The 21326-nt window shown below is 73.0% G+C and carries 21 protein-coding genes; 15 read left to right on the forward strand and 6 right to left on the reverse strand.

All coding sequences use genetic code 11. The features are described from left to right. The first annotated feature begins 9 nt into the window (after nt 1–9). Nucleotides 10–2178 carry a nucleotidyltransferase family protein gene (locus tag OO52_RS17715; RefSeq protein ID WP_030648104.1) on the forward strand — a complete coding sequence of 723 codons (2169 nt, stop codon included), beginning with the start codon at nt 10–12 and terminating at the stop codon, nt 2176–2178. Between the two features lie 5 nt (nt 2179–2183). After that, nucleotides 2184–3803 (forward strand): ABC transporter substrate-binding protein, encoded by a 1620-nt coding sequence (locus tag OO52_RS17720; protein ID WP_037629679.1) that lies wholly within the window; start codon nt 2184–2186, stop codon nt 3801–3803. A gap of 84 nt (nt 3804–3887) precedes the next feature. Here OO52_RS17720 and OO52_RS17725 read toward each other — a convergent pair whose 3' ends face one another. Further along, nucleotides 3888–4319, reverse strand: a complete 432-nt coding sequence (locus OO52_RS17725) for a CBS domain-containing protein (RefSeq protein WP_030648110.1) — start codon at nt 4317–4319, stop codon at nt 3888–3890. Between the two features lie 194 nt (nt 4320–4513). Between OO52_RS17725 and OO52_RS17730 the strand changes: the two genes are divergently transcribed. The 3 genes from OO52_RS17730 to OO52_RS17740 all read left to right on the forward strand — a co-directional run bounded on the left by OO52_RS17730 (nt 4514) and on the right by OO52_RS17740 (nt 8084). Further along, nucleotides 4514–4957, forward strand: coding sequence for a DUF2267 domain-containing protein (locus OO52_RS17730; protein ID WP_030648113.1), 444 nt, complete (start codon nt 4514–4516; stop codon nt 4955–4957). 152 nt (nt 4958–5109) lie between these two features. Continuing rightward, nucleotides 5110–5880, forward strand: a complete 771-nt coding sequence (locus OO52_RS17735) for an SDR family NAD(P)-dependent oxidoreductase (RefSeq protein WP_030648116.1) — start codon at nt 5110–5112, stop codon at nt 5878–5880. A 440-nt stretch (nt 5881–6320) separates the two neighbouring features. After that, on the forward strand, nt 6321–8084 hold the full coding sequence (locus OO52_RS17740; RefSeq protein ID WP_030648119.1) for a SpoIIE family protein phosphatase: 1764 nt from the start codon (nt 6321–6323) through the stop codon (nt 8082–8084). Between the two features lies 1 nt (nt 8085). Here OO52_RS17740 and OO52_RS17745 read toward each other — a convergent pair whose 3' ends face one another. After that, nucleotides 8086–8898 (reverse strand): FadR/GntR family transcriptional regulator, encoded by an 813-nt coding sequence (locus tag OO52_RS17745; protein ID WP_030648122.1) that lies wholly within the window; start codon nt 8896–8898, stop codon nt 8086–8088. A gap of 79 nt (nt 8899–8977) precedes the next feature. Here OO52_RS17745 and OO52_RS17750 point away from each other — a divergent pair, with 79 nt between their 5' ends. The 3 genes from OO52_RS17750 (at nt 8978) to OO52_RS17765 (ending at nt 12490) form a co-directional block, all read left to right on the forward strand. Continuing rightward, nucleotides 8978–9847, forward strand: coding sequence for a carbon-nitrogen hydrolase family protein (locus tag OO52_RS17750; RefSeq protein ID WP_030648125.1), 870 nt, complete (start codon nt 8978–8980; stop codon nt 9845–9847). Between the two features lie 73 nt (nt 9848–9920). Next, complete coding sequence (locus OO52_RS17755) at nt 9921–11285, forward strand: APC family permease (protein ID WP_030648129.1); 1365 nt, start codon at nt 9921–9923, stop codon at nt 11283–11285. Nucleotides 11286–11698: 413 nt separating this feature from the next. Next, a complete protein-coding gene (locus OO52_RS17765; protein WP_030648135.1) occupies nt 11699–12490 on the forward strand; it encodes an Fpg/Nei family DNA glycosylase in 792 nt (263 codons plus the stop codon). A 146-nt stretch (nt 12491–12636) separates the two neighbouring features. On the opposite strand, the gene OO52_RS17770 is transcribed toward OO52_RS17765, so the two are convergent. Continuing rightward, entirely contained in the window at nt 12637–12945 is a 309-nt protein-coding gene (locus OO52_RS17770; RefSeq protein ID WP_030648137.1) for a hypothetical protein, read from the reverse strand. Between the two features lie 261 nt (nt 12946–13206). On the opposite strand from OO52_RS17770, the gene OO52_RS17775 reads away from it, so the two are divergent. Beyond that, nucleotides 13207–14025, forward strand: coding sequence for a helix-turn-helix transcriptional regulator (locus OO52_RS17775; RefSeq protein ID WP_030648140.1), 819 nt, complete (start codon nt 13207–13209; stop codon nt 14023–14025). A 52-nt stretch (nt 14026–14077) separates the two neighbouring features. Here OO52_RS17775 and OO52_RS17780 read toward each other — a convergent pair whose 3' ends face one another. Next, nucleotides 14078–14923: an RNA polymerase sigma factor SigF gene (locus tag OO52_RS17780; protein WP_030648142.1), complete on the reverse strand. Its 846-nt coding sequence runs from the start codon at nt 14921–14923 to the stop codon at nt 14078–14080. Nucleotides 14924–15163: 240 nt separating this feature from the next. Here OO52_RS17780 and OO52_RS17785 point away from each other — a divergent pair, with 240 nt between their 5' ends. Further along, nucleotides 15164–15586, forward strand: a complete 423-nt coding sequence (locus OO52_RS17785; protein WP_030648145.1) for an ATP-binding protein — start codon at nt 15164–15166, stop codon at nt 15584–15586. A 66-nt stretch (nt 15587–15652) separates the two neighbouring features. On the opposite strand, the gene OO52_RS17790 is transcribed toward OO52_RS17785, so the two are convergent. Then, nucleotides 15653–15823, reverse strand: coding sequence for a hypothetical protein (locus OO52_RS17790; RefSeq protein WP_030648148.1), 171 nt, complete (start codon nt 15821–15823; stop codon nt 15653–15655). 152 nt (nt 15824–15975) lie between these two features. Next, nucleotides 15976–16371, reverse strand: a complete 396-nt coding sequence (locus OO52_RS17795) for a CBS domain-containing protein (RefSeq protein WP_030648151.1) — start codon at nt 16369–16371, stop codon at nt 15976–15978. 168 nt (nt 16372–16539) lie between these two features. Between OO52_RS17795 and OO52_RS17800 the strand changes: the two genes are divergently transcribed. The 5 genes from OO52_RS17800 to OO52_RS17820 all read left to right on the forward strand — a co-directional run bounded on the left by OO52_RS17800 (nt 16540) and on the right by OO52_RS17820 (nt 20971). Next, nucleotides 16540–17100 carry an HdeD family acid-resistance protein gene (locus OO52_RS17800; protein WP_030648153.1) on the forward strand — a complete coding sequence of 187 codons (561 nt, stop codon included), beginning with the start codon at nt 16540–16542 and terminating at the stop codon, nt 17098–17100. A 169-nt stretch (nt 17101–17269) separates the two neighbouring features. Then, nucleotides 17270–17467, forward strand: coding sequence for a hypothetical protein (locus OO52_RS17805; protein WP_030648157.1), 198 nt, complete (start codon nt 17270–17272; stop codon nt 17465–17467). A gap of 175 nt (nt 17468–17642) precedes the next feature. Next, complete coding sequence (locus OO52_RS17810; RefSeq protein WP_030648160.1) at nt 17643–18140, forward strand: SigE family RNA polymerase sigma factor; 498 nt, start codon at nt 17643–17645, stop codon at nt 18138–18140. Between the two features lie 68 nt (nt 18141–18208). Next, on the forward strand, nt 18209–19492 hold the full coding sequence (locus tag OO52_RS17815) for a hypothetical protein (protein WP_030648162.1): 1284 nt from the start codon (nt 18209–18211) through the stop codon (nt 19490–19492). A gap of 249 nt (nt 19493–19741) precedes the next feature. After that, nucleotides 19742–20971, forward strand: coding sequence for a hypothetical protein (locus OO52_RS17820; RefSeq protein ID WP_030648165.1), 1230 nt, complete (start codon nt 19742–19744; stop codon nt 20969–20971). Nucleotides 20972–21326: the final 355 nt, after the last annotated feature.

The raw sequence follows: 21326 nt of genomic DNA on the forward strand, positions 1-21326 counted from the left end.
GAGGGATCCGTGTGTGAAGACCTGGGGTTCGAAAGGCTCCTCAGTGAGGGCGGCTTCTTCGCGCGTCTGCTCGGCCGGTCACCGTCGGGCGCCGGTCGTGAACCGTTGTACGGCCCCGACCTTCCCGTGGTGCTGCTCACCGGTGGCCCGGGCATGGGCAAGGCGCGACTGCTGCGGGCGGTGCGGGACCGCTTCGCGCCGAAGGTGCCGGTGATCTACCTGGACTGCGGCTCGCCGGTGTACGCGGACCGGGCCGAACCGGAGCCGGACGCCCGCTCGGCCGCGACCGAGGTGCTCTTCGAGGCCGCCCTGCGGCTGTCCACCTGGCAGGGGACGGGCGGGTCCTTCGCCTTTCCGCGTCTCTTCACGGGCCTCGCGATGATCGCGACCGGCGTCACCGAGGGGACGCCCGAGGCGGTCGCGACGGAGGTCGAGAGGTACGAGGAGTTACCCCAGCGGCAGCGCTTCCGCGGCCTGGGCACGGGCGACTTCTGGCGCGGTGTGCTCCGCGAGGCCATCCGCAATCTGCTGACCACGCTGGCCGGGCAGACGCTCGACCCGTACTCGGCCTCGGTGAGCAACGCCCTGCTGGACGCCCTGTTCGCCGGCCTGGGGCCCCGCGGCCGGGCCGAGCTGACCCGGCTCTACGGCGCCTATCCCGGCGCGGCCGGCCAGGCCGAGCACGGGTTGCGCGACCTCGCGACCGACTTCCGGGGCGGCGGGGAGGGCCGGGAGGTGGCGGAGCGCTTCCTCTTCCGGGCGCTGCGCGAGGACCTGGAGGCGGCGTACGCGGGCGCGGTCGGCTGGCTGCGCCGGGTCGGCCGGCCGGCCCTGCTGCTGGACCACGCCGACACGCCCCTCGGCGAGCAGCTCCTGCGCGCCGCGCTCGCCGACCGCCGGGACGGGCAGCGCGACCGCGTGGTGATCGTGGGCACCGCGCGCCGGGCGGACGGCGGGGCCTTCCTGTACGAGGGGCTGCCACCGCGGCAGGTGCAGGCCCCGGCGGAGTTCCGCCCCGCCGACGGCGTGCCGTCCACCTGGTCCCGGCGCGCGGACGAGGGACCGGTCCGGGCCCCGCTGGCCGACGGCGTGCTCCTGCTGCGGATGCCCTTTCTCACCGGCGACCAGCTCCGCAAGGAGACCGAGCGCAGGCAGCGGCGCGCAGGGCCGCAGGGCGGCACGAACCGCCGTCGTATCGACACCGCCGTGGCCCGGCTGAGCGGCGGGCGACCGCACACGGTGATCCGGCTGGCCGCCGCTGCCGCCGCCTTCCGGATGGCGGCGGACGACAACGACCGGGACATCCTGGACGCCCCGCTGCGGCACCCGGGCGAGGGCGGCCCCGAGCGGCCGGTGGCGGACGTCCTGCTGGAGGAGCTGGTCCTGGAACAGCTCCCGGTGCGGTTGCCGGCCGAGCACCACGACCAGTGGCTCGATCTGCTCACCCATCTGTCGGTGGCGCACGACGAGGAGTGCGCGGACGTCCTGCTCCGGCACCACCAGTCCGGCCGCGTCCACCGCCTGACCGCGCATCAGGTGGCGCAGCTCCTCACCGACACCGGGTGGCCCGGCTGCGAGCGGCACTTCATCGGGGACTTCGGGCTGCGCCAGTTGCTGGTGCACCGGCTGTACCGGCTGCGCCCCGACGGCGCCGCCTGGTACGCCGACCACCACCTGCTGCGGGACCACTACGCCGTACGCATGGCGGACGGGACCGGGCCGAGCGGCGGGGCGTTCCGGTCGGTCATGGCGCACCGGATGAACCACCACCTGGTGTCCGGGGGCGTGGACGACGTGGTTGGCCATCTGACCGCCACGCTGCCCGGCCGGCCCCAGGAGTGGTGCGCGGAGCTGCTGGAGATCGCCCAGGCGCCGTATCCGGGCGGGGCGGACGCCCGCCGGCAGCGCGCCGAGGGCCTCGTGCCGGTGGACGGACCGGCGCTGCGCCGCACGGTCGACCAACTGCTGCACGCGGTGTGGCTGTGCGAGGAGCGGACCAGGCCGACCGGCAGGGAGACGGCCCGCACGCTGGCCAAGCTGCTGAACCTCCTTTCGATCATGGAGTTCGAGGGGGCCGGGCAGCTCGGCAGGACGGCCACCGACTGGAGGGGCCTCGCGGAGAACGAGCAGCCGTTGCTGCGCTGCGCCTGCACCGAACAGCTCGGGCGAAGGAGATAACGGGGATGCCCAGGTGGAAGAAGATCCTCTATGCGCTCCTGGCCGTGGTCGCGGCCGTGGCGGTCGGCCTGTTCGGCTGGTCCCTGCTGATGAAGCCGGACATGTGCGGCGACGGCGTCGAACGGATCGGCGGCGAGTGCGTCGGCGTCAACGGCACGGGCTACGACTTCGGCACCCCCGAGATCCGCGCCGTCGCCCGGGCCATCGCCCAGGAGAACAAGAGGATCGAGGGCCAGCCCCATGTGACGGTGGCGATGATGCTGCCGCTCCAGTCGGACCGGGCGGCGCTGCGGCGGCAGATGCGCAGCGACCTCCAGGGCGCGTACCTGGGGCAGCTCAAGGCCAACGAGGGCGAGGGCGAGCCCCCGAAGATCCGGCTGGTGCTGGCCAACCCCGGGCGGGACTACCGGCAGCAGGCGAAGGTCGTGGACACCCTGCTGGACATGGCCGGCTCCGGCGAGGACCGGCTGCGCGCCGTCACGGGTTTCAACCTGAGCCTCGACAGCACGGAACAGGCCGTCAAGCGCCTGACGGACCACCGGATCCCGGTGCTCGCCTCCCGGATCACCGGGGACCAGATCGCGAACCAGGACGGCGCGGACGGGATGGCGAAGCCGAAGTTCCCCGGGCTGGCCCGGATCATCCCCACCAACGGCGACGCGGCGCAGGCGCTGGCCGGCTTCAACGGCGAACGGGGCCGGGAGAACCGTAAGACGGTCCTGGTCTACGACACCCGGCCGGACGACTACAACGAGTCGCTGGCGAAGGCGTTCAGCGGGATCGAGGAGAAGGGTGCGCCCGGCCCCGCCGCGATGCCCTTCCAGTCCCCGGCGATCGACGAGGAGGGCTCGACCGGCAACCAGTTCACCCAGATAGCCAACAACATCTGCGACTCCGAGGCCGACACCGTCTACTTCGCGGGCCGCGCCCTCCACCTGCGGATCTTCACGCTCAAGCTCGCCCAGGTGGGCTGCGGGAACCGGCACTACACCGTCATCAGCGGCTCCGACGGGGCCTCGCTGCGGCAGGACATGAAGAAGGAGGACTGGGCGCGGCTGCGCGGCGCCGACGGCAGGGCGAAGGTGACCGTGCAGTACGCCGCGCCGGCGCACCCGGACGCCTGGCGCACCGAGCTGACGGCCTGGAAGAAGAAGTGGGAGGCCTCGCACGACCGCGAACCCGCCCGGAACGAGCTGCCCCAGTACCTCACGGAGCCGAACGAGGCCCTGGACGGCCTGGAGAAGCTGATCGGGACCACGCGCGGCAGGGGCACGGACCTCGGCTCGGTCCCGGATCTGGAGGACTCGCGGACCATGCTCGTGTACGACGGCCTGGTCACCATCGGCACGGCACTGCACCAGATGCAGAGCGGCGACGCCAAGCGGCTGCCCGGCCTGGAGGACGTCGGCAGGGAGTGGTCTCAGCTCCAGTCCCGGCACCGGGTGCGTGGCACGAGCGGCCTGATCTGTCTGACCAGCGGCGGGAACGCGTACGACAAGCCGGTCGCGGTGGTCGAACTGGACCCGGGCGCGGACGGCCGGGGCCGGCTGAAGTATGTCGGGCTGGGCTGGCCGACGGGCCGGGAACAGCCGAAGAACTGCGTCATCCCCAGCCACACCCCGTGACCGATCGGTGGACGGGGTGCGCGCTCGCCCCGTCCCCGTCCCCGTCCCCGGGCGGCCGGCCCGGGGACGGGATCGCCGGCTCGGCTATGTGTTGGGCTCCGCCGCGCTGATCTCGCTCAGTGTGGAGTCGGTGTCCCGCTCGACGGCCAGGTCGCCCAGGGAGACGATGCCGACCACGCGGTCCCGGTCGGGGTCGACCACCGGCAGACGGCGTACCGCCTTCTCCCGCATGAGGTCGACCGCGCGGTCGACCGGGTCGTCCGGGGTGACCGTGGTCAGGTCGGTGCTGCACGCGTCCTGCACGCGCACACCGCTGACGTCACCGCCCTCCGCGAGGATCCGCACGGTGAGGTCCCGGTCGGTCACCAGGCCACGCGGGTGGCCTTCCTCCGTCACCAGGACCGCGCCGATGTCCTCGTCCCGCATGCGGCGGGCGACGTCGGCGACGTAGGTCTGCGGGCTGACCTCGACCGGCGGGGCGGTCATCACTTCCCGCACCATGTGTGCTGTCGCCATGGCAGAACCTCCGATGGGTGTCTCGTCGTGCCGGCCCTCGTTCGTGCCGGTGCGCTAGCCGGACTACCACGAATACGACGATCCATGTCTGCTTCGGGGCGATATGTGGCGTTGTGTACGCATCTTCCTCATGGGCACCCGTCAGCCACTCCCACCCCTGAGCACAACACCTGACCGCACCAGCGGGAGGAAGCATGATCAGCCATCGGCATCTGGTGGAAGAGGTGGCGTCACGGGCCCGTCTCGGCGACGAGGAGGCCGCCGACGCCGCCGTGCACCTCGTCCTCGCGGCGCTGAGCAGTCGCCTCGACCCCTCGCACCGGGAACACCTGCGGCAGGCCGTACCGCCCCATGAACGCGGCGCGCTGGACATCGGTGCGCTGCGGCACGGTGACGCGGCGGGGCCCGGTGGCGAGGCGCCGCACGGCTCGGCCGACCCGCTCGACGAGTTGCTGGCCGACGTGGCCCGGCCCGTGGACGCCACCCCGGAGCAGGCGCTGTTCCTGGCGCGGACGGTGGTCTCCCGGATCACGGCCGCGGACACCGGCCTGGAGGCCGACCTGCGGGGCGCCCTGCCGGACGAGTTCGGACCGCTGTTCACGGAGTCCGGCCCGCGGTCCGGGCGGCCGGACCGGTGACACCCGGACGCGGCTGCGCCCGCTGAAGGCTCGGACGGCGGCCATCTGATCCCTCCTGGCCCCCTCCCTTGTCGGCCGCAATTCTGGACTTGCGGGTCCATTTTCTGCGGCGCACAGTGGTCCGCACACCGCGAGACAAGGGAGATCGGGCCATGAGCGGACGGCTGCGGAACAAGACGGCACTGGTCACGGGATCGACCAGCAACATCGGACAGGCCATCGCCGAGGCGTTCGCCGCCGAGGGGGCCCACGTCATCGTGTCCGGGCGGAACCGGGAACGGGGGGCACGGGTCGTCGAAGGGATCCGCGCGTCCGGCGGCCGGGCCGACTTCCTGGTGGCGGACCTCGACGGCAGTGCCGAGGCCTCCCAGGACCTCGCCGCCCGGGCCCGCGAGACCCTGGGCGGGCGGATCGACATCCTGGTCAACAACGCGGGCATCTACCCCGCCCCGGCCACCACCGCCACCGACGAGAAGACCTTCGACGAGGTCTACGGGGTGAACGTGAAGGCGCCGTTCTTCCTCACCGCCGCCGTCGTCCCGGGCATGACGCAGGCCGGTGGCGGGGCGATCATCAACCTCGGCTCGTGGATCACGCGCATGGCCGTTCCCGTCGCCGCGCTCTACAGCTCCACCAAGGGAGCCATGGAGACGCTCACACGGGCGTGGGCCGCGGAGTTCGGCCCGCTGGGCGTGCGGGTGAACGCCGTCTCACCGGGCGTGATCGCACCCCCGGCGCCGGAGGGCGGCGAGCCGCATCCGGGCGAGGTCATGATGAAGGGCACGCCGGCCGGCGGCATGGGCACGCCGGACGCCATCGCCCACGCCGCGGTCTGGCTGGCCAGCGACGAGGCGGCCTTCGTGCACGGAACGGTGGTGGACGTCGACGGGGGCAGGACAAGCGTCGCCGTCATCGCCGCGTAGTCCCGGTCAGCCGACTGGACGGGAGGAAGCCGGTCAGCCGGCTGATCAAGAAGATCGTGAGAACCACGCTCCCCGCATCCCTCCGCCACAACCTTCCGTCTCGGCGGGCCGTCCAACGGGCGCCCGGTGCCGGTGGGTTGTGCGTGGTCGTCAACCCGTCCGCCTGAGACGGGGCGGGGGCGGGCCCACCGCTCGCCCCCGCCCGCCGTGTGAGCCGGGCGGCACGTGCGGGGCGGCTTCCCGCTCGCGTGAGGCCGGACGGCGGCTGCCGGTGCTCCCCGCGTTCCCGGGTACCCAGGCAGCCGGTGCATGCGGCTGTCCGGGCCGGTGCGCCGGGGTCAGGAGGGTTCCCGGCCGTGACGGGGCATACGGAAGAGCAGGCGCCGACGACAGCAGGCGACGTACACGCGCGGCGACCCGCGAGCACAGGAGGCCACGACATGGCAGGGGCGGAAAGAACCGGTACCGACCGGCAGCGGCAGAGGGCGGAACCCCGTGCCCGCGCCCGGCTCGTGGACGCGCTGGAGGCCATCGGCGCCGGGGTGTACCTCGTCGACGAACAGGGCCACATCCTCGCCGCCAACACCCGCGCCGAACACCTGCTGGGCCGGTCCGCCGCGGACCTGCTCGGCCACGACGCCCACGACCTGCTGCACCGCGGGCCCCAGGGCCAGCCGCTGCCCACGACGCAGTGCGCCATGCGGCAGGCGTTCCACGCGGGGAACCCGGCGCAGGGCTACCAGGAGTACTTCCTGCGCGGCGACGGTTCCCTGCTGCCCGTCTCCTGGCTGATCACCCCGTACGACCTCGGCGACACCGGCGACCGGCGGACCGGCACGCTCGTCGTCTTCCACACCTCCGAGCAGGAGGCCCCCGCTGAGGCCCGCCCGGAGCGGGCCGCCGAGTCGCTGAACGACTTCGAGCGGCTGGCCCTGCTCGCCGAGACCACCACCCGGCTGACCTCCACCCTCGACGTCGACGAGGCGCTGCGCCGGCTGGTGTCCCTGGTGCTGCCCCGGCTGGCGGACTGGGTCGTCATCGACCTGATCACCGAGCACGACGAGGTGTGGCGCACCGCCGTGGTGCACGCCGAAGGCGACCGCCTGGTGCACCACGAGGATCTCGAAGGGCCGATGCCGCCGGTGCCCGAGGAGTCGCCGATGCCGCTGTCCCGGGCCCTGCGCGGAGTGGCCTCGGCCCTGGCCGGGCCCGCCACCTACCGGCGCGCCCCGGATTCCGGCATCGCCGTCGAGCAGCGCCGTCTGTTCGAGGCCACCGGCATCCACTCCGCGGCCATCGCCCCCATCCGCGGCACCCGGGAGGTCCTGGGAGCCCTCACCCTGGGCCGGGACGAGAAGCCGGGGGATTTCACCACCGCCGACCTCCCCCTGTTGGAGGACATCGCCCGCCGCGCGGGGGTGGCGCTGGACAACGCCCGCCTCTACCAGCGCCAGCGCGCGGTCGCCGAGACCATGCAGAACCACCTGCTGCCGCAGATGCCGCGGGTCCCCGGTCTCCAGATGGCCGTCCGCTACCTGCCCGCCCCGGACGCCTCCCAGGTCGGCGGCGACTGGTACGACGCCTTCACCCTGTCCGACGGTGCGACCGCCCTGGCCGTCGGGGACGTGGTGGGCCACGACCTGGAGGCCGCGGCCGGCATGGCCCAGCTGCGCAACATGCTCCGCGCCTACGCCTGGTCCCAGCAGGAACCGCCCAGCCGTATCGTCCAGCGGCTCGACGAGGCGATCATGCCCATCACCGACGTCACCATGGCCACCCTCATCCTCGCCCGGCTCACCCGGACGACCGACGACCAGTGGCTGCTGACCTGGACCAACGCCGGCCACCCCCCGCCCCTGCTCGTCACCCGCGACGGCCTGGCCCACTACCTCACCGAAGGCCACAGCCTCCTGCTGGGAACGGGAGTCCGCACGGTCCGCCCCGACGCCACCACGCTGCTGCCCCCGGGCTGCACCCTCCTGCTGTACACCGACGGCCTGATCGAGGCACCGGGCCACACCCTCGACGAGGGCTTGAGCCGGCTGCGCCAGCACGCCGCCGCCCTCGCCCACCGCCCGCTGCCGTCCCTCACCGACCAGCTCCTGCGCCGCGTCCATCCGCCCGGCCTCGACGACGTGGCCCTCCTCGCCCTGCGCACACCGCCCCCGGCGAACCCGGGCCCCGCGGCGCCCCGGACACGGTGAGTCAGTCGGTCGCGCGGCCCTCGGCCGTCTCCAGCAGCCCCACGAACATGGTCCGGTGGAGCACTTCCACGTGCCGGCGCGCGATGTCGGCCGCCGCCGCGGTGTCTCCGGCGCGCAGGGCGTCGACCAGGGCGTGGTGTTCGCGGTTGGACTCGCGCAGGGCGTCCATCGGGTAGGGCAGGTAGTAGGGGTAGAGCCGCTGGAGCACGCCGCGGTAGGCCTCGGCCGCCGCGGGCACACCGGTGGCGGCGGCGACGGCGAGGTGGAACCGCTCGTCGCAGCCGTGGAACTCCGCCCAGGTCGGGACCTGGTCCATCTCGTCGGCCAGCCGCTCCAGGTGCGCCACGGCGGTCGCGTCGGCGTTGCGGGCGGCCAGGTGGGCGATGCCGCACTCCAGCACCAGCCGCTGGTCGACGAGCGCGTGCACCTCGCTGTTCTGCGCGCGGTAGGAGTCCATCGCGCCCACCACTCCCCGGGCCGGGCGCTCGGCGACCCGGGTGCCTCCGTTGCGGCCCCGGCGGCGCTCCAGGACGCCGTCCTGGCAGAGCGTGGACAGGGCCCGGCGGACGGTGATCTCCCCGACGTCGAGTGCCGCGGCGATCCGGTCGGTCGACGGAAGCCGCTCGCCCGGGGCGAGCAGTCCGAGGTCGACGGCGAGTCCGATGCGCGCGCGCACGGTTTCCAGCGCCGTGAGCCGGCGGATGCCGTCGAGCGCGGGGGCGTTGAACGGCAGGGCCGCCGCGTCGGCCGGCTGCGTGCCGACCGACCGCGTGCCCACCGGCTGTGTGTCGGGGCCGTCCTGGGGGTGAGGCATGCCGTCAATGTAGCGAGACGGGAAAACGAATCAAAATGAGCCTATTGATTAACAGCTCACCTTGAGCTAATTTCCTGCCATGTCCCGCCCCCTCCCCCTCGCCCTCGTCCAGGCACCTCCCCGCCCGGCGACAGCGCCCCTGTCCGGATTCGCCGAGGACGTCGAGCACCTGCTGGCCCGCTTCCCGCAGACCCGCCTCGCGGTCTACCCGGAACTGCACCTGTGCGGCGTCGAGGGTCCGCCGTCGTCGACCGAGCAGCTCCAGGAGGCCGCCGAGCCGCTGGACGGCCCGCGCTCCCGGCAGCTCGCCGAACTGGCCGGCGACCTCGGCATCTGGCTCGTGCCGGGCACCGTGTGCGAGCGCGGCGAGCGGGGCGAGCTGTTCAACACGGCGCCGGTCTACTCCCCCGACGGCCGCCTCGTCGCCTCGTACCGCAAGATCTTCCCGTGGCGGCCGCACGAGCCGTACGACCCCGGCGACCGCTTCGTCGTGGCGGACCTGCCGGGCAACGGCCGTATCGGCATCTCGATCTGTTACGACGCCTGGTTCCCGGAGGTGGCGCGCCAACTGGCCTGGCTGGGCGCCGAGGTGATCGTCAACCCGGTCATGACCACCACGGCGGACCGCGCCCAGGAACTCGTCCTGGCCCGGGCCAACGCCATCGTCAACCAGGTCTTCGTGGTCAGCGTCAACACCGCCGGTCCCGTCGGCACCGGCCGCAGCGTGGTGGTGGACCCCGAGGGGCGGGTGCGCGCCGAGGCCCCCGACTCGGCCGCCACCGTGCTGACCGACGTGCTCGACCTGGACGACGTCACGCGCGTGCGCACCTTCGGCACGGCGGGGCTCAACCGCATGTGGGACCAGTTCACCGACGCCGACACCCCGATCGACCTGCCGCTGTACGGCGGCCGTATCGACCCCGGCCGCTGGCGCCCCGCCACCGGCTGATCCTCCCCACCCGCTCGTCCGTCCCCCGGGGCTCGCTCTGGAGCCCGCCATGGAGCCCGCTATGGAGCCCGTTATGGAGAACGCCCCCGCTCAGGGCCTCACCCGTGCGCTGACGCTCAGATCCGTCGTCCTGTTCGGCCTCGCCTACATGACCCCGCTGATCGTGCTCGGCACGTTCGGCGTCGTGGCCGAGAGCACCGGCGGCACCGTGCCCACCGCCTATCTGCTGGCCCTGCTCGCCATGCTGTTCACCGCGCACAGCTACGGGAAGATGGCCGCCGCCCACCCCGTGGCCGGATCGGCGTACACCTACGTCCGCAAGGCCATCGACTCCCGGGTGGGCTTCCTGATCGGCTGGGCCACCCTGCTCGACTACTTCTTCCTGCCCATGGTCATCTGGCTGATCGGCGGGGCCTACCTCCAGGCCCAGTTCCCGGGCGTCCCGTTCTGGGTGTGGATCATCGGCTTCATCGTGCTGACCACCGCCCTGAACGTGCGGGGCATCAAGACGGCCGAGCGGGCCAACGACCTGCTCATGACCTTCCAGGTGCTGGTGATCGGCATCTTCGTCGTGCTGTCCCTGCGGCACGTGGTGCACATCGGGGGCGCCGGGGCGCTGGCCGGCACGGCACCCTTCGCCAACCACGCCACCACCCTGGCGGGGATCTCCGCCGGAGCGGCGATCGCCGCCTACTCCTTCCTCGGCTTCGACGCCGTCACCACGCTCACCGAGGAGACCATCGAGCCGCAGCGCACCATGCCCCGGGCCATCCTGCTGATCGCCCTGATCGGCGGCGGCATCTTCGTCGCCGTCGCCTGGGCCACCCAGCTGGCCCACCCCGGCAGCTCCTTCGACGACCCCAGCTCGGCCGCCTTCGAGATCGCCCGGACCATCGGCGGCGACCTGTTCTCCTCGGTCTTCCTGGCCGGCCTGGTGGTGGCCCAGTTCGCGTCCGGCATCGCCGCCCAGGCGAGCACGTCCCGGCTGCTGTACGCCATGGGCCGCGACTCCGTCCTCCCGCGCCGGATCTTCGGCCACATCCACCCCCGCTACCGCACCCCCGTCCTCAACATCCTCCTCACCGGCGCGGTCGGCCTGATCGCCCTGCGCCTGAGCGTCGCGACCTCGACCTCCTTCATCAACTTCGGCGCCTTCATCGCCTTCACGTTCGTCAACCTCTCGGTCATCGCCACGTATGTGCGCGAACGCCGCGCGGGCCGCCGCCCCGGCCGGCTGGGCCATGTGATCGCCCCCGCGATCGGCGCCGCGGTGGACATCTGGCTCCTGACCCACCTCGACACCAAGGCCCTCGTCCTCGGCGTCGTCTGGCTCGCCCTCGGCATCTGCTACCTGGCCTACCTGACCCGGGGCTTCCGCACACCCCCGCCGGAGATGACCTTCGAGGAGGAGCCGTCGGCCGTCTCCGAGCCGGTGTGACCCCGGGCGCCCCGGCCGCTTCACGCCGCGTCGCCGAGGGCCTCGGTGAGGGCGGTGAGCCAGGTGGGCGGGCGTCGCCGGGGCGTGGGCCTGCGCCGTCCGGTGGAGCAGGGCGCGCGGGGGGCCGGCACGCGGGAAGCCTTCCGACGGAAGCCCCGGCAGGGCGCCGGGCCGTCGGCGCCGACGGGGCGTGCGGGCGGCGACGGAGGAGGCCGATGTGGACGTGAGCGCTCTGGTCCCGCCCGCACGGCCGTACCCGGCGGCCCCGCCGCTCGAACGCAGTCGGGGCCGACGCCTGCGGTGTCTCCGGGACGGGCCCGGTACGAAGAAGCGCGCGTCGGAGGCCGGTTCGGCCGCCTCGGTGCAGCCCGCCCCCGGGATCTCGGGCCTCAGCCGCCGCGAGGACGGCCGCCATGCCTGAGCTGCCGGACGTCGAGGGATTCCGCAAGGTGCTCGCGTCCTGCGCGACAGGACGGGTCATCCGGCGCGTGGACGTACGCGACACGGGGGTGCTGCACGGGGTCGGCCCGCGCGGTCTGCGCGACGCGCTGGAAGGCCGGCGCTTCACCGAGCCGGAGCGGCACGGGAAGTGGCTGCTGGCCCACACCGGCGACGGCCCCACCGTGCTGCTGCACTTCGGCATGACGGGAAGGCTGGTCTGCGGTGGTCCGGACGACGCGGTGCAGGCCCACGACCGGGTCCTGTTCACCCTGAGCGGCGGCCGCCAGCTCCGCTACCGCGACCAGCGCAAACTCCAGGGCCTCTGGCTGGCCCACGACGACTCCGAGGTCGCCCGGCGGCTGGAGCACCAGGGTCCCGACGCGATGGCGGTGAGCCGCGAGGAGTTCGATACCGCGCTGGCCTCGCGCCGCGGCCACCTCAAGACCGCCCTCACCGACCAGTCCGTCCTGGCCGGCCTCGGCAACCTGCTCGCCGACGAGATCCTGTGGCGTGCCGGGCTGCGCCCCGACAGCCGAGCGAGCGACCTCGCCCAGGCCGACCGCCGCCGCCTGTACACCCACATGCGCCGCACCCTCCGTGACGCGGTCGCCGCCGGCTGCGTCCCACCACGCGACTCCTGGCTCACCGGCCACCGCGACGACCCGGACCCGATCTGCCCCCGCTGCGGCTCCCACCTGCGCCGTTCCCGGATGGCCGGCCGCGGCACGGTGTGGTGCCCGCAGTGCCAGCCGAACGGGTCGTGACCCCAGGGGGTGCCATGCGTGCGATGCGTGCGCCCGACCCGGGCCCCGAGCGGAACCGGCGTCACCGGGCCGGACAAGCGCGTGGCGCCACCCACCCGTGGAACGGGCCGGACGGCGCCACACATCGGACCGGGAACTTCGGAAACCTATCCGGGGAAGGGCTTGCTCGCGTCCTCCTCGGCCTTGATGCACGCGTTGAGCTTCTTCTGGATGGCGGCCGCCTCGTTGAGCGCCTTCTTGGCCGCCGCGGTCTCGCCCAGCCGCTTGAGCTGCGCGGCCTTGTCCTTGAGAGTGGCGATCTGCTGGCGCATCTGGTTCTTGTTGCACGTGATGGCGGCCTTGGTGGAGACCGCGCCCTGCCCGGCCGGCGTGGCGGCGTGAGCGGGCACCGACATGACGAGGAAGCCTCCGACGACGGCCGCGGAGACGGCCAGGGCGGAAAAGCGCTTGGTCATGAGTTGATTCCCCCAGCTATGGCGTGAGTTGGTCGCACGGGTACGACTCGAGTTGGTCGCACGGGTACGACTCGAGTTGGTCGTGTGGATCTTACAAACCCTTGTGACTCACCGGTAACCGCCCCGCCGCCGTGAGGCCCGCGGCCGCCCCCGTGCCCTAGCGCAGCGACCGGAAGCCCGCGCCACGCCGGCGCGTTCGACACCGCGGCGGCCCTGATCGACGAGGCCACGGCCATCTCGAAGGCGGCGGGCGGCGCGGCCATGATGCACACGGATCTCCTGCTCGCCGCCTGGCGGGGCCGGGAAGCGCAGGCACGGGACCTCATCGAGGCCACCGCCGCGGAAGTGCGCGTCCGGGGCGAGGGCCGCGCCCTCGGCCTCGCCGAGTACGCGACCGCACTGCTGCACAACGGCCTCGGCCGCTACGACACCGCGCTGGCCGCCGCGACGCGCGCGTGCGCGTACGAGGATCTCGGCATCTTCGGCTGGGCACTGGCCGAACTGGTCGAGGCGGCCGCCCGCGGCGGGTGCCCGGAGGCCGCCGGCGCCGCGCTGGAGGAGCTCACCGGACGCACCCGCGCGAGTGGGACCGAGTGGGCCCTGGGCGTGGGGGCCTGCTCCCGCGCGTTGCTCGGCGACGACCGGGCCGCCGACGCGCTCCACCGGGAGGCGATCGAGCATTTCGGGCGCTCGCGTATGGCCGTCCACCTGGCCCGCTCCCGTCTGCTGTACGGCGAGTGGCTGCGTCGCCAGAACCGCCGTCAGGACAGCCGCGCCCAACTGGGCGCCGCCTACGAGGCGTTCAGCCGGATGGGAGCCGACGGCTTCGCCGAGCGGGCGCGCCGGGAGCTTCTGGCGACCGGGGAGACCGTACGCAGGCGGACGGTGGGCGCCGACACCGGACTCACCCACCAGGAGGCCCAGATCGCCCGGCTGGCCGGCGCCGGGCACACCAACGGGGAGATCGCCGCCCAGCTCTTCATCAGCCCGCGCACAGTCGAATGGCACCTCGGCAATGTCTTCGCCAAGCTCGGCGTCCCCTCCCGCCGGCACCTGCGCTCGGTGCTGCCTCCGCCGTGACCGGGCCGGGTCCGGCCGGGTCCGGCCGGGTCCGCCCGTCGGCGCGGAGTTCTCAGCGGGTGCTGAGCATTCCCTCGCGCAGGCGGGCCAGGCAGCGGGAGAGCAGCCGGGAGACGTGCATCTGGGAGACGCCGAGGCGTTCGCCGATCTGGGCCTGGGTGAGTTCCTCGACGAAGCGCATGTGGATGATCTGCCGGTCCCGCTCGTCGAGTTCGGCGATCAGGGGAGCCAGGGCGTGGAAGTCCTCCACCAGCTCCAGGGCCGCGTCCTCGGCGCCGATGAAGTCCTGCAGGGCCGCCTCGCCCTCCTCGCTGCCGTTGATCGTGGCGTCGAGGGAGGAGGAGTTGTAGCCGTTGGCGGCCAGGCGGGCCTCGCGGACCTCCTCCTCGGACAGGCTCATCAGCTCCGACAGTTCCTTGTCGGTCGGGGTGCGGCCCAGCCGGCTGCGCAGTTCCTCGGTGGCGCGGGCGAGCTGGACGCGGGCTTCCTGGAGGCGGCGGGGCACGTGGACGGCCCAGGTGGTGTCGCGGAAGAACCGCTTGATCTCGCCGACGATGTAGGGGATGGCGAAGGAGGTGAACTCCGCCTCCCGCGACAGCTCGAACCGGTCGATCGCCTTGATCAGGCCGATCATGCCGACCTGGACGATGTCCTCCATCTCCTCCGGTCCACGGCTGCGGAAGCGGCCGGCCGCGTAGCGGACCAGGGACATGTTCATCTCTATGAGCGTGTTGCGGGCGTAGCTGTACTCCTGGGTGCCCTCTTCCAGGACGGCGAGCTGCTCGAAGAACAGCCGCGAGAGCTCCCGGGCGTCCTTGGGCGCCACCTGGGAGGGATCTGCGACTTCGGGCAGTTCGGTGGTCTGCGTGTCGGCTGCCGTCGTGCTGGTGAGCACCATGCTGTTCCCCTCCCGCGATCGAACTGTCCGCGACGCCGACCCATGCGGTCGGCGTCATCGCGCGGCTACCCGCTCATCTTGCACGTACACCCCTGACCGGACGAACCGGGGGGCGGCCGGGCGCGGACCGAGGGACGTGCGCGCCAGGAGCCTTTGCGGCGGATACGGCAGATCGTGCTCTTCTTCCCGGATCCGGGGCAGACGTGGGGGACACCGGCGGGACGAACGAAGGAGGAGAACATGGCCGAGGACTCCTCGGTGAGGGCGGTGGGATGGGCGCGCTCGTTGCCGATCAGCAGTGGGGTGAAGGCGGCCCGCGACTGGACGCGTGCGCACCTGGCGGCGCTCGGCTGGACCGATACGGCGCCGGACCTGGTGGACTCGGTGCTGTTGACGGTGTCCGAGCTGGTCACCAACGCCCATGTGCACGCCCGCAGCACAGCGCAGCTCATCCTCACCTGGGACCAGGCGTGTCTGCACGTCACCGTCCACGACGCCTCTCCCCGGCTGCCTGAGCAGCGTGACCCCGGAGCCGATTCGCCGGGAGGGCGGGGTCTGCTCCTGGTCGATGCCCTGGCCGACACCGTGGAGGTCCACCGCTGCCCTTACGGCAAGGACGTCACCGCGTGCTTCCAGCCGCCCTCGCCCTCGACCGTCGCATAGGACACGCACGCAGGGACCGGCTGAGATCCAGCCGGTCCCTGTATGCGGAAGGGGTTGCGGGTCAGGTCACCATCGGTACCAGCGTCCGCGACCACCACCGGCGGTGGTGGAGCGCATGACGAAGCCGAGCAGCCAGAGCACCAGGACGGCCACGGCGACCCACCAGAGAATCTTGATGGCGAATCCGGCGCCGAAGAGAATCAGCGCGAGGAGCAGAACAAGCAGCAAAGGAACCATAGTTACCTACCTCCTGCACCACCGTTTGCCCTCGGTCGGTTCCCACATTCCTCGAAGACGCCTTGTTTGTGAAGGAAATGCGGGGGAATCCGTGGGGGCTGCCCGAAGAGCATTCAAATGCTTTCCGTCATGCGGGCGGAAAGCGCCGGAACTCAGTCGCTGGAGAGGACTTCCAGGAGGTCGCCGACGGCTCGGTCGGGCAGGGCCCGGGCGATGTCCGCCAGGGCGACGATGCCGACGAGGCGGTGGCCGTCGACGACGGGCAGACGGCGCACCTTGTGGGTGGCCATGGTGCGCAGAAGCTCTTCCGCGTCGTCGTCCGCGCCGATCGTGACGGCCTCTTCCTGCGCCAGGTCACCGGCCTTGACGGTGGCGGGGTCCTTCCCGGCCCCGAGGACCTTGACGACGATGTCCCGGTCGGTGAGAACTCCCTTGAGACGGTCGTCGGTGCCGCAGATGGGAAGCGCTCCGAGGCCGAGTCCGGTCATCTTGCGGGCGGCGTCGAGAACGGTCTCGTCGGCGGCCACGCATTCCGCGCCCTTGGTCATGATGTCCCGTGCCGTGGTGGCCACTCGTCCTCCTTCAGGGTCGTAATGTCCGGGACATCTCGATTAACCCGCAACGGGCGGGTGAAACGACCTGTCCGGGGGGGGGCGGTGTGCGCCTTTCGCTGGGTACTTGAGACGACTCTGTCCAGCGGTCGAAGGGGTGATGGTGTGCGGCGGCAGCTCATGTGGATGCTCGTGGCGCGGGGTACGGCGGCCCTGCTGTTCGGGGTGGTGGCCCTGGTGTGGCCGGGGGTGACCGTCCTCGCGCTGGCCCTGCTCTTCGGCGTGTACGCGCTCGCCGACGGCCTCGCGCTCCTGGCGAGTGCCTTCCGCCGGGGAGGGGACACGAGCCATCGCGCGGCGCACGCGATCGGGGGTGTCCTGGGCGTCGGGGCCGGCGTGATCGGCATCGGCTGGCCCGGAGTCACCGCCCTGGCCCTGGCCGCCCTGATCGGCGCCTGGGCCGTGGTCACCGGCATCGCGGAGATCTGGGCGGCGGTGCGCTTCCGGCGCGAACTGCACCACGAGTGGGCGCTCTTCCTGGCCGGTGCGGTGTCGGTCGCCGCCGGAGTGCTCGCCTGGGCCCGGCCGGACGTGGGCGCGATCACCATCGCGCAGGTCATCGGTGTCTACGCCCTGGTCAGCGGGGCGCTGGTGCTGGCCGCGGCCCGGCGACTGCGCGGTACGGCCACCGCGGGGCGCCCGGTCCGCCACGCGCGGCACGCCTGAGCCGGAGCACCGGAGTGCACGGCGTCGCGGAGATGCCCCGGTCCGTGCGGCCGGGGGCATCGCTCCGTGCGCCCGCGGCGGGCGGACACAGCATGTTCACGCGAACGCCCGGTGGCCGGCGCCCCTGTGGGCACCCGTCCACGGTCGCCTGCCGGGAGGGAGCCCGACCGTGGTCATCGTTGCCTGCCTTCTGCTGCCCTTTGTGGGACTGATGCTGTACGGCATGGATCGTGTGGAGGACTGGCTGACGCGTTCACCGAAGCCGCCCCGCCATGCCGGAGCGCGTCATCTGCGTCTGATCGTGGGCGGCCGGCAGGAGACCGCCCCCCGTTCCCGGGCAGGCCGGCACTCGTCCCACGCCGCCTGACGGCAGACCTCCGTCCCCCCCAACGGTCCGGCACAGACCGGCGCATACCGGCATGGACCAGCACGGACCGCGGCACCTCCTCCACGGCCGACGGCTCCGAATGCCGCCGGGGGCGTAACGCGGGAGCACCCCCACCGCGTGTAAGAGGTGACGTCCGACCACGAAGGGACACACGGTGGGGGAAGCACCCGCGGACTACCTGGAGTTCGCAGCCGTCCGCAGCGGGCCGCTGTTCCGGACCGCCTGTCTGCTCACGGGCGACTGGCACCTCGCCGAGGACCTGGTCCAGGAGACCCTCGCCAAGATGTACCGCTCCTGGCGGCGGATCAGCCGGGTGGAGTCACCGGTGGCCTACGCCGACACCGTGCTCGTACGCAGCTTCCTCTCCCAGCGCCGCCGCCGCAGCTCCACGGAGCGCCCCAGCGACCGGCTGCCCGACGCGGCGGCCCCGGCGCGGGACGCGGAGCTGCGGATGGCCCTGCTGGACGGACTGGCCCGGATGTCGGCCAAGGACCGTGCCGTACTGGTGCTCCGCTACTGGGAGGACCGCTCGGTGGAGGAGACCGCACAGGTCCTGCAGCTCTCGCCGGGGGCCGTCCGGGCCCGGAGCATGCGCGCCCTGGAGCGGCTGCGCGCGCTGCTCGGCGATCAGCTTGCCGACCTGACCGCATGACGAGCACGGCCCGGCGGCGCGCTCCCCGCCCGGGCCGGCCGACGCCCCCAGACGAACGGAGATCCACCATGCCACTCGACGAGAACCTGGAGCGACGGCTGGCCCGCGCCATGTCCGGCGCCGCCGAGCAGTTCCCGCCCCACTCCGCCGACCTGGTGCGGCGTTCCGTCGCCCGGGGACGGCGGATGCGGCTGGTCCGCGCCGCCCGGGTCGGCGCCGCCGCGGCCGCCTTCGCCGTGGTCGCCGCGGGCGGCACCCTGGCCGGCACGGCAGCCTTCGGCGGCGGAGGTGGCACGTCCGGGCAGTCGAGGGCGGGTGGGCCCGCGCACTCCACCGTGCGGTCGGCCTCCCGGCCACCCGCGGCCGTCAGCGGGGAGGAGATGGTCCGTACGCTGCGCAGCCTGCTGCCACCCGGCGGCACCGTCTCCGCGGCCTCGGGCAGAGGCTCCGAGGGGGGCGGCACCGCCGTCTGGCCGGCCGCCAAGCTCACCTACTCCACCGCTGACGGCTCCACCGGCATCGACATCTCCGTCGCGCGGCTGGATCCCGGTACCTCCGCCGGCCAGGCGGGCCAGGGCGGCTGCCTTCCGGTGGAGGTCCGCCCGTACGACACGTGCACCACCCGGAAGCTCCCGGGAGGCGCGGTGCTCACGACCACCAAGTCGTTCACCTACCCCAACAGCGACACCGGTCAGAAGCGCTGGTACGTGGTGCTCACCACCCCCGGCGGGGCGGAGCTGACGGTGCAAGAGTTCGGCGGCGGCGAGAAGGGCTCGGCCGACGGAGCCGACCCGCTGCTGTCGATCGCCCAGCTCACCTCCATCGTGCGCAGCCCGGCGTGGAACAAGGCGATCGCCGCCCTGCCGGCTCCGGAGACGGCCCCCTCCACCGGCACCCCTGCCGCGGTACGGCGAGTCCCCGGCGCACGCATGACCCGGGTGCTGACGTCGCACCTGCCCCGGGGCGGGACCACGTCCGACCTGAACGCGGGCGACGATCTGGTCCAGCTCGTCCACGACGACGGCCGCGGCAGGAACATGGTGGAGGTCGACGCGCAGTACGACATGACGTTCCTCCTGGCCGGGCACATGGGCTGCGCCGGTGTCCCCGGCGAGTGCGAGGCCACGACCCTGCCCGACGGCACCGAGGTCAAGAAGGTCAAGGGACGCTCGGAAAAGGGCGGTTCGGCGGCGGTGTGGCTGGTCGACACCCTGCGTCCGGACGGCCGCCGGGTGGCCGTGCGGGAGGTCAACTCGTACGCCGAAAGCGGCCCCGTGACGCGCCCGCGCCCGGCCCTGAGCATGGACGAGCTGCTGGCGATCGCCTTGGACAAGCGCTTCTTCACCGGCTGACCACCGCAGCCGGCCGGGCCCGGCCCGGTCGCCCCGTGTCCACACCGGCCGGCGCTTCCCGGACCCCAGGGTCCTCGGACGGCCCGCGTCGCGAGAGCGCGAGCTTCCCCCTCCGCCGGTGACAGAACCGTCACACAACAGCCCGCAACCGGTTGCCGCCTCGGTGGGTCCAACTGCACGTGACGACGGCACACTGCCCGCCGTCCGAGCGCGGCGACACCGCGCGACACACGCATCCGGGGGGATACGTTGGACACGTTCGCACACAGAGTCCGTTCTTCGGTCGCGGTCTCGGGGACGGCCCTGCTGCTGGCCGCCGCGGGCTTCGGCCTCGCGCCGGCCGCTTCCGCGGACGAATCGCAGCCGCCGGTGCTGGCGGTCGACACCGCCGCGCCCGCGGAGGTCGGACTGGCCGGCCTGCCCGTCGACTTCACCACCAAGGTCTCCAACACCGGTGCCTCCGACGCCTCGTCGGCGCGGCTGATCTACCGGATCGACGGGGGAGCCGGCCTGCCGTCGAACGCCGTCGGCCTGGAGTACCGGCTCAGCGGCACGGAGTGGAAGACGGTGCCGCTGACGTACGCCGACGGCAAGTTCTCCGGCGAGATGCCCGAGACCTTCCCGCTCGCCGCGGGCCAGTCCCGCACCGTGCAGTTGCGCATCGGGGTGCCCATGGGCACCCCGCACAACGGCGACAGCAACGGCGGCACCCAGCAGCTGAAGATGACCACTCTCGTCTCCTACGGCGCCTCCGGAGCGGCCACCGCCACCGACGACGACACCGTCGAGGTCGACGGCCTCGGCACCGGGCTGTCCGGCGTCCCGGCCACCGTGACCGCCGGCGGCCCCGCCGTCGACTTCGAGGCCACCGTGGCCAACCCCACCGCGTCGGGGTACGAGAACGTGACGGACACGCTGATCACCAGCAGGTACGCCTCCGTGCAGGTGCTGCGCTCCGGGACCTGGGAGACGCTCACGCCGGTCGTCTCGGACGCCGAGCCCGATGTGTACGGGTTCGACGTGATCGGCAAGGACGCCTCCCTCGCCGCGCACAGCAGCACGGTCGCCAAGGTCCGGGTGAGCTACCGCAAGGACACGCCCACCGGGAAGACCACCGTGCAGTCCTGCGTATTCGTCAACCAGGGGTCGCTACCGTTCCGCGGCACCACCTTCTGCGGGAACGAGTCGACCTTGACGGTGCTCGCGGCGGGCTCCACCGGGGGCACGCCCACCCCGACCCCGGCCCCGACCGCGACCGCCTCCGCGACCCCGGCCCCCTCCGCCTCGCCGTCCGCCTCGGCCGAGGCCCCGGCGGCGACCTCGGGCACGACCTCCGGCACGTCCGGGGCGAGCACGCAGCTTGCCGCAACCGGAAGCGGCGGGACGTCCACGATCGCCGTGGCGGCCGGCGCCTTCCTCCTGGCCGGAGCAGGGGCACTGGGCATCGTGGCCCTGCGCCGCCGCCGCACGCGGGCCTGACCCGTACGGGAACCGGGTGGCGTTCGTGGACGCCGACGCGCGCATCCACCTCCGCACCGCGGGATCCCTCGCGGTGCGGGTGCGCGCGACCACACGGGGCGGGCGATATGGGCGACCCGCTCGCCCTGATCTCCTCCGGCGCGCCGACGTTCCGCCGGAGCACGGGCAAGGGCACGTTCGACGGGAAGGCCGGCGGCGGTGGCTGGAAGGCCCGCATCCGTCCCGTGCCCGTCGGTGACCTGAACGGGCACCTTGCGACGACGTGCCGGTCCGGCCGGGCAGCGGCACCCTGCGGTTGTACACGCCGGCCTGCGGGGCGGCGCCGAAGCCGGTGACGCGGCCCGGTCCCGGGTCG

The sequence above is a fragment of the Streptomyces flaveolus genome (assembly GCF_000716535.1).
Classification (GTDB): Bacteria; Actinomycetota; Actinomycetes; order Streptomycetales; family Streptomycetaceae; genus Streptomyces; species Streptomyces flaveolus_A.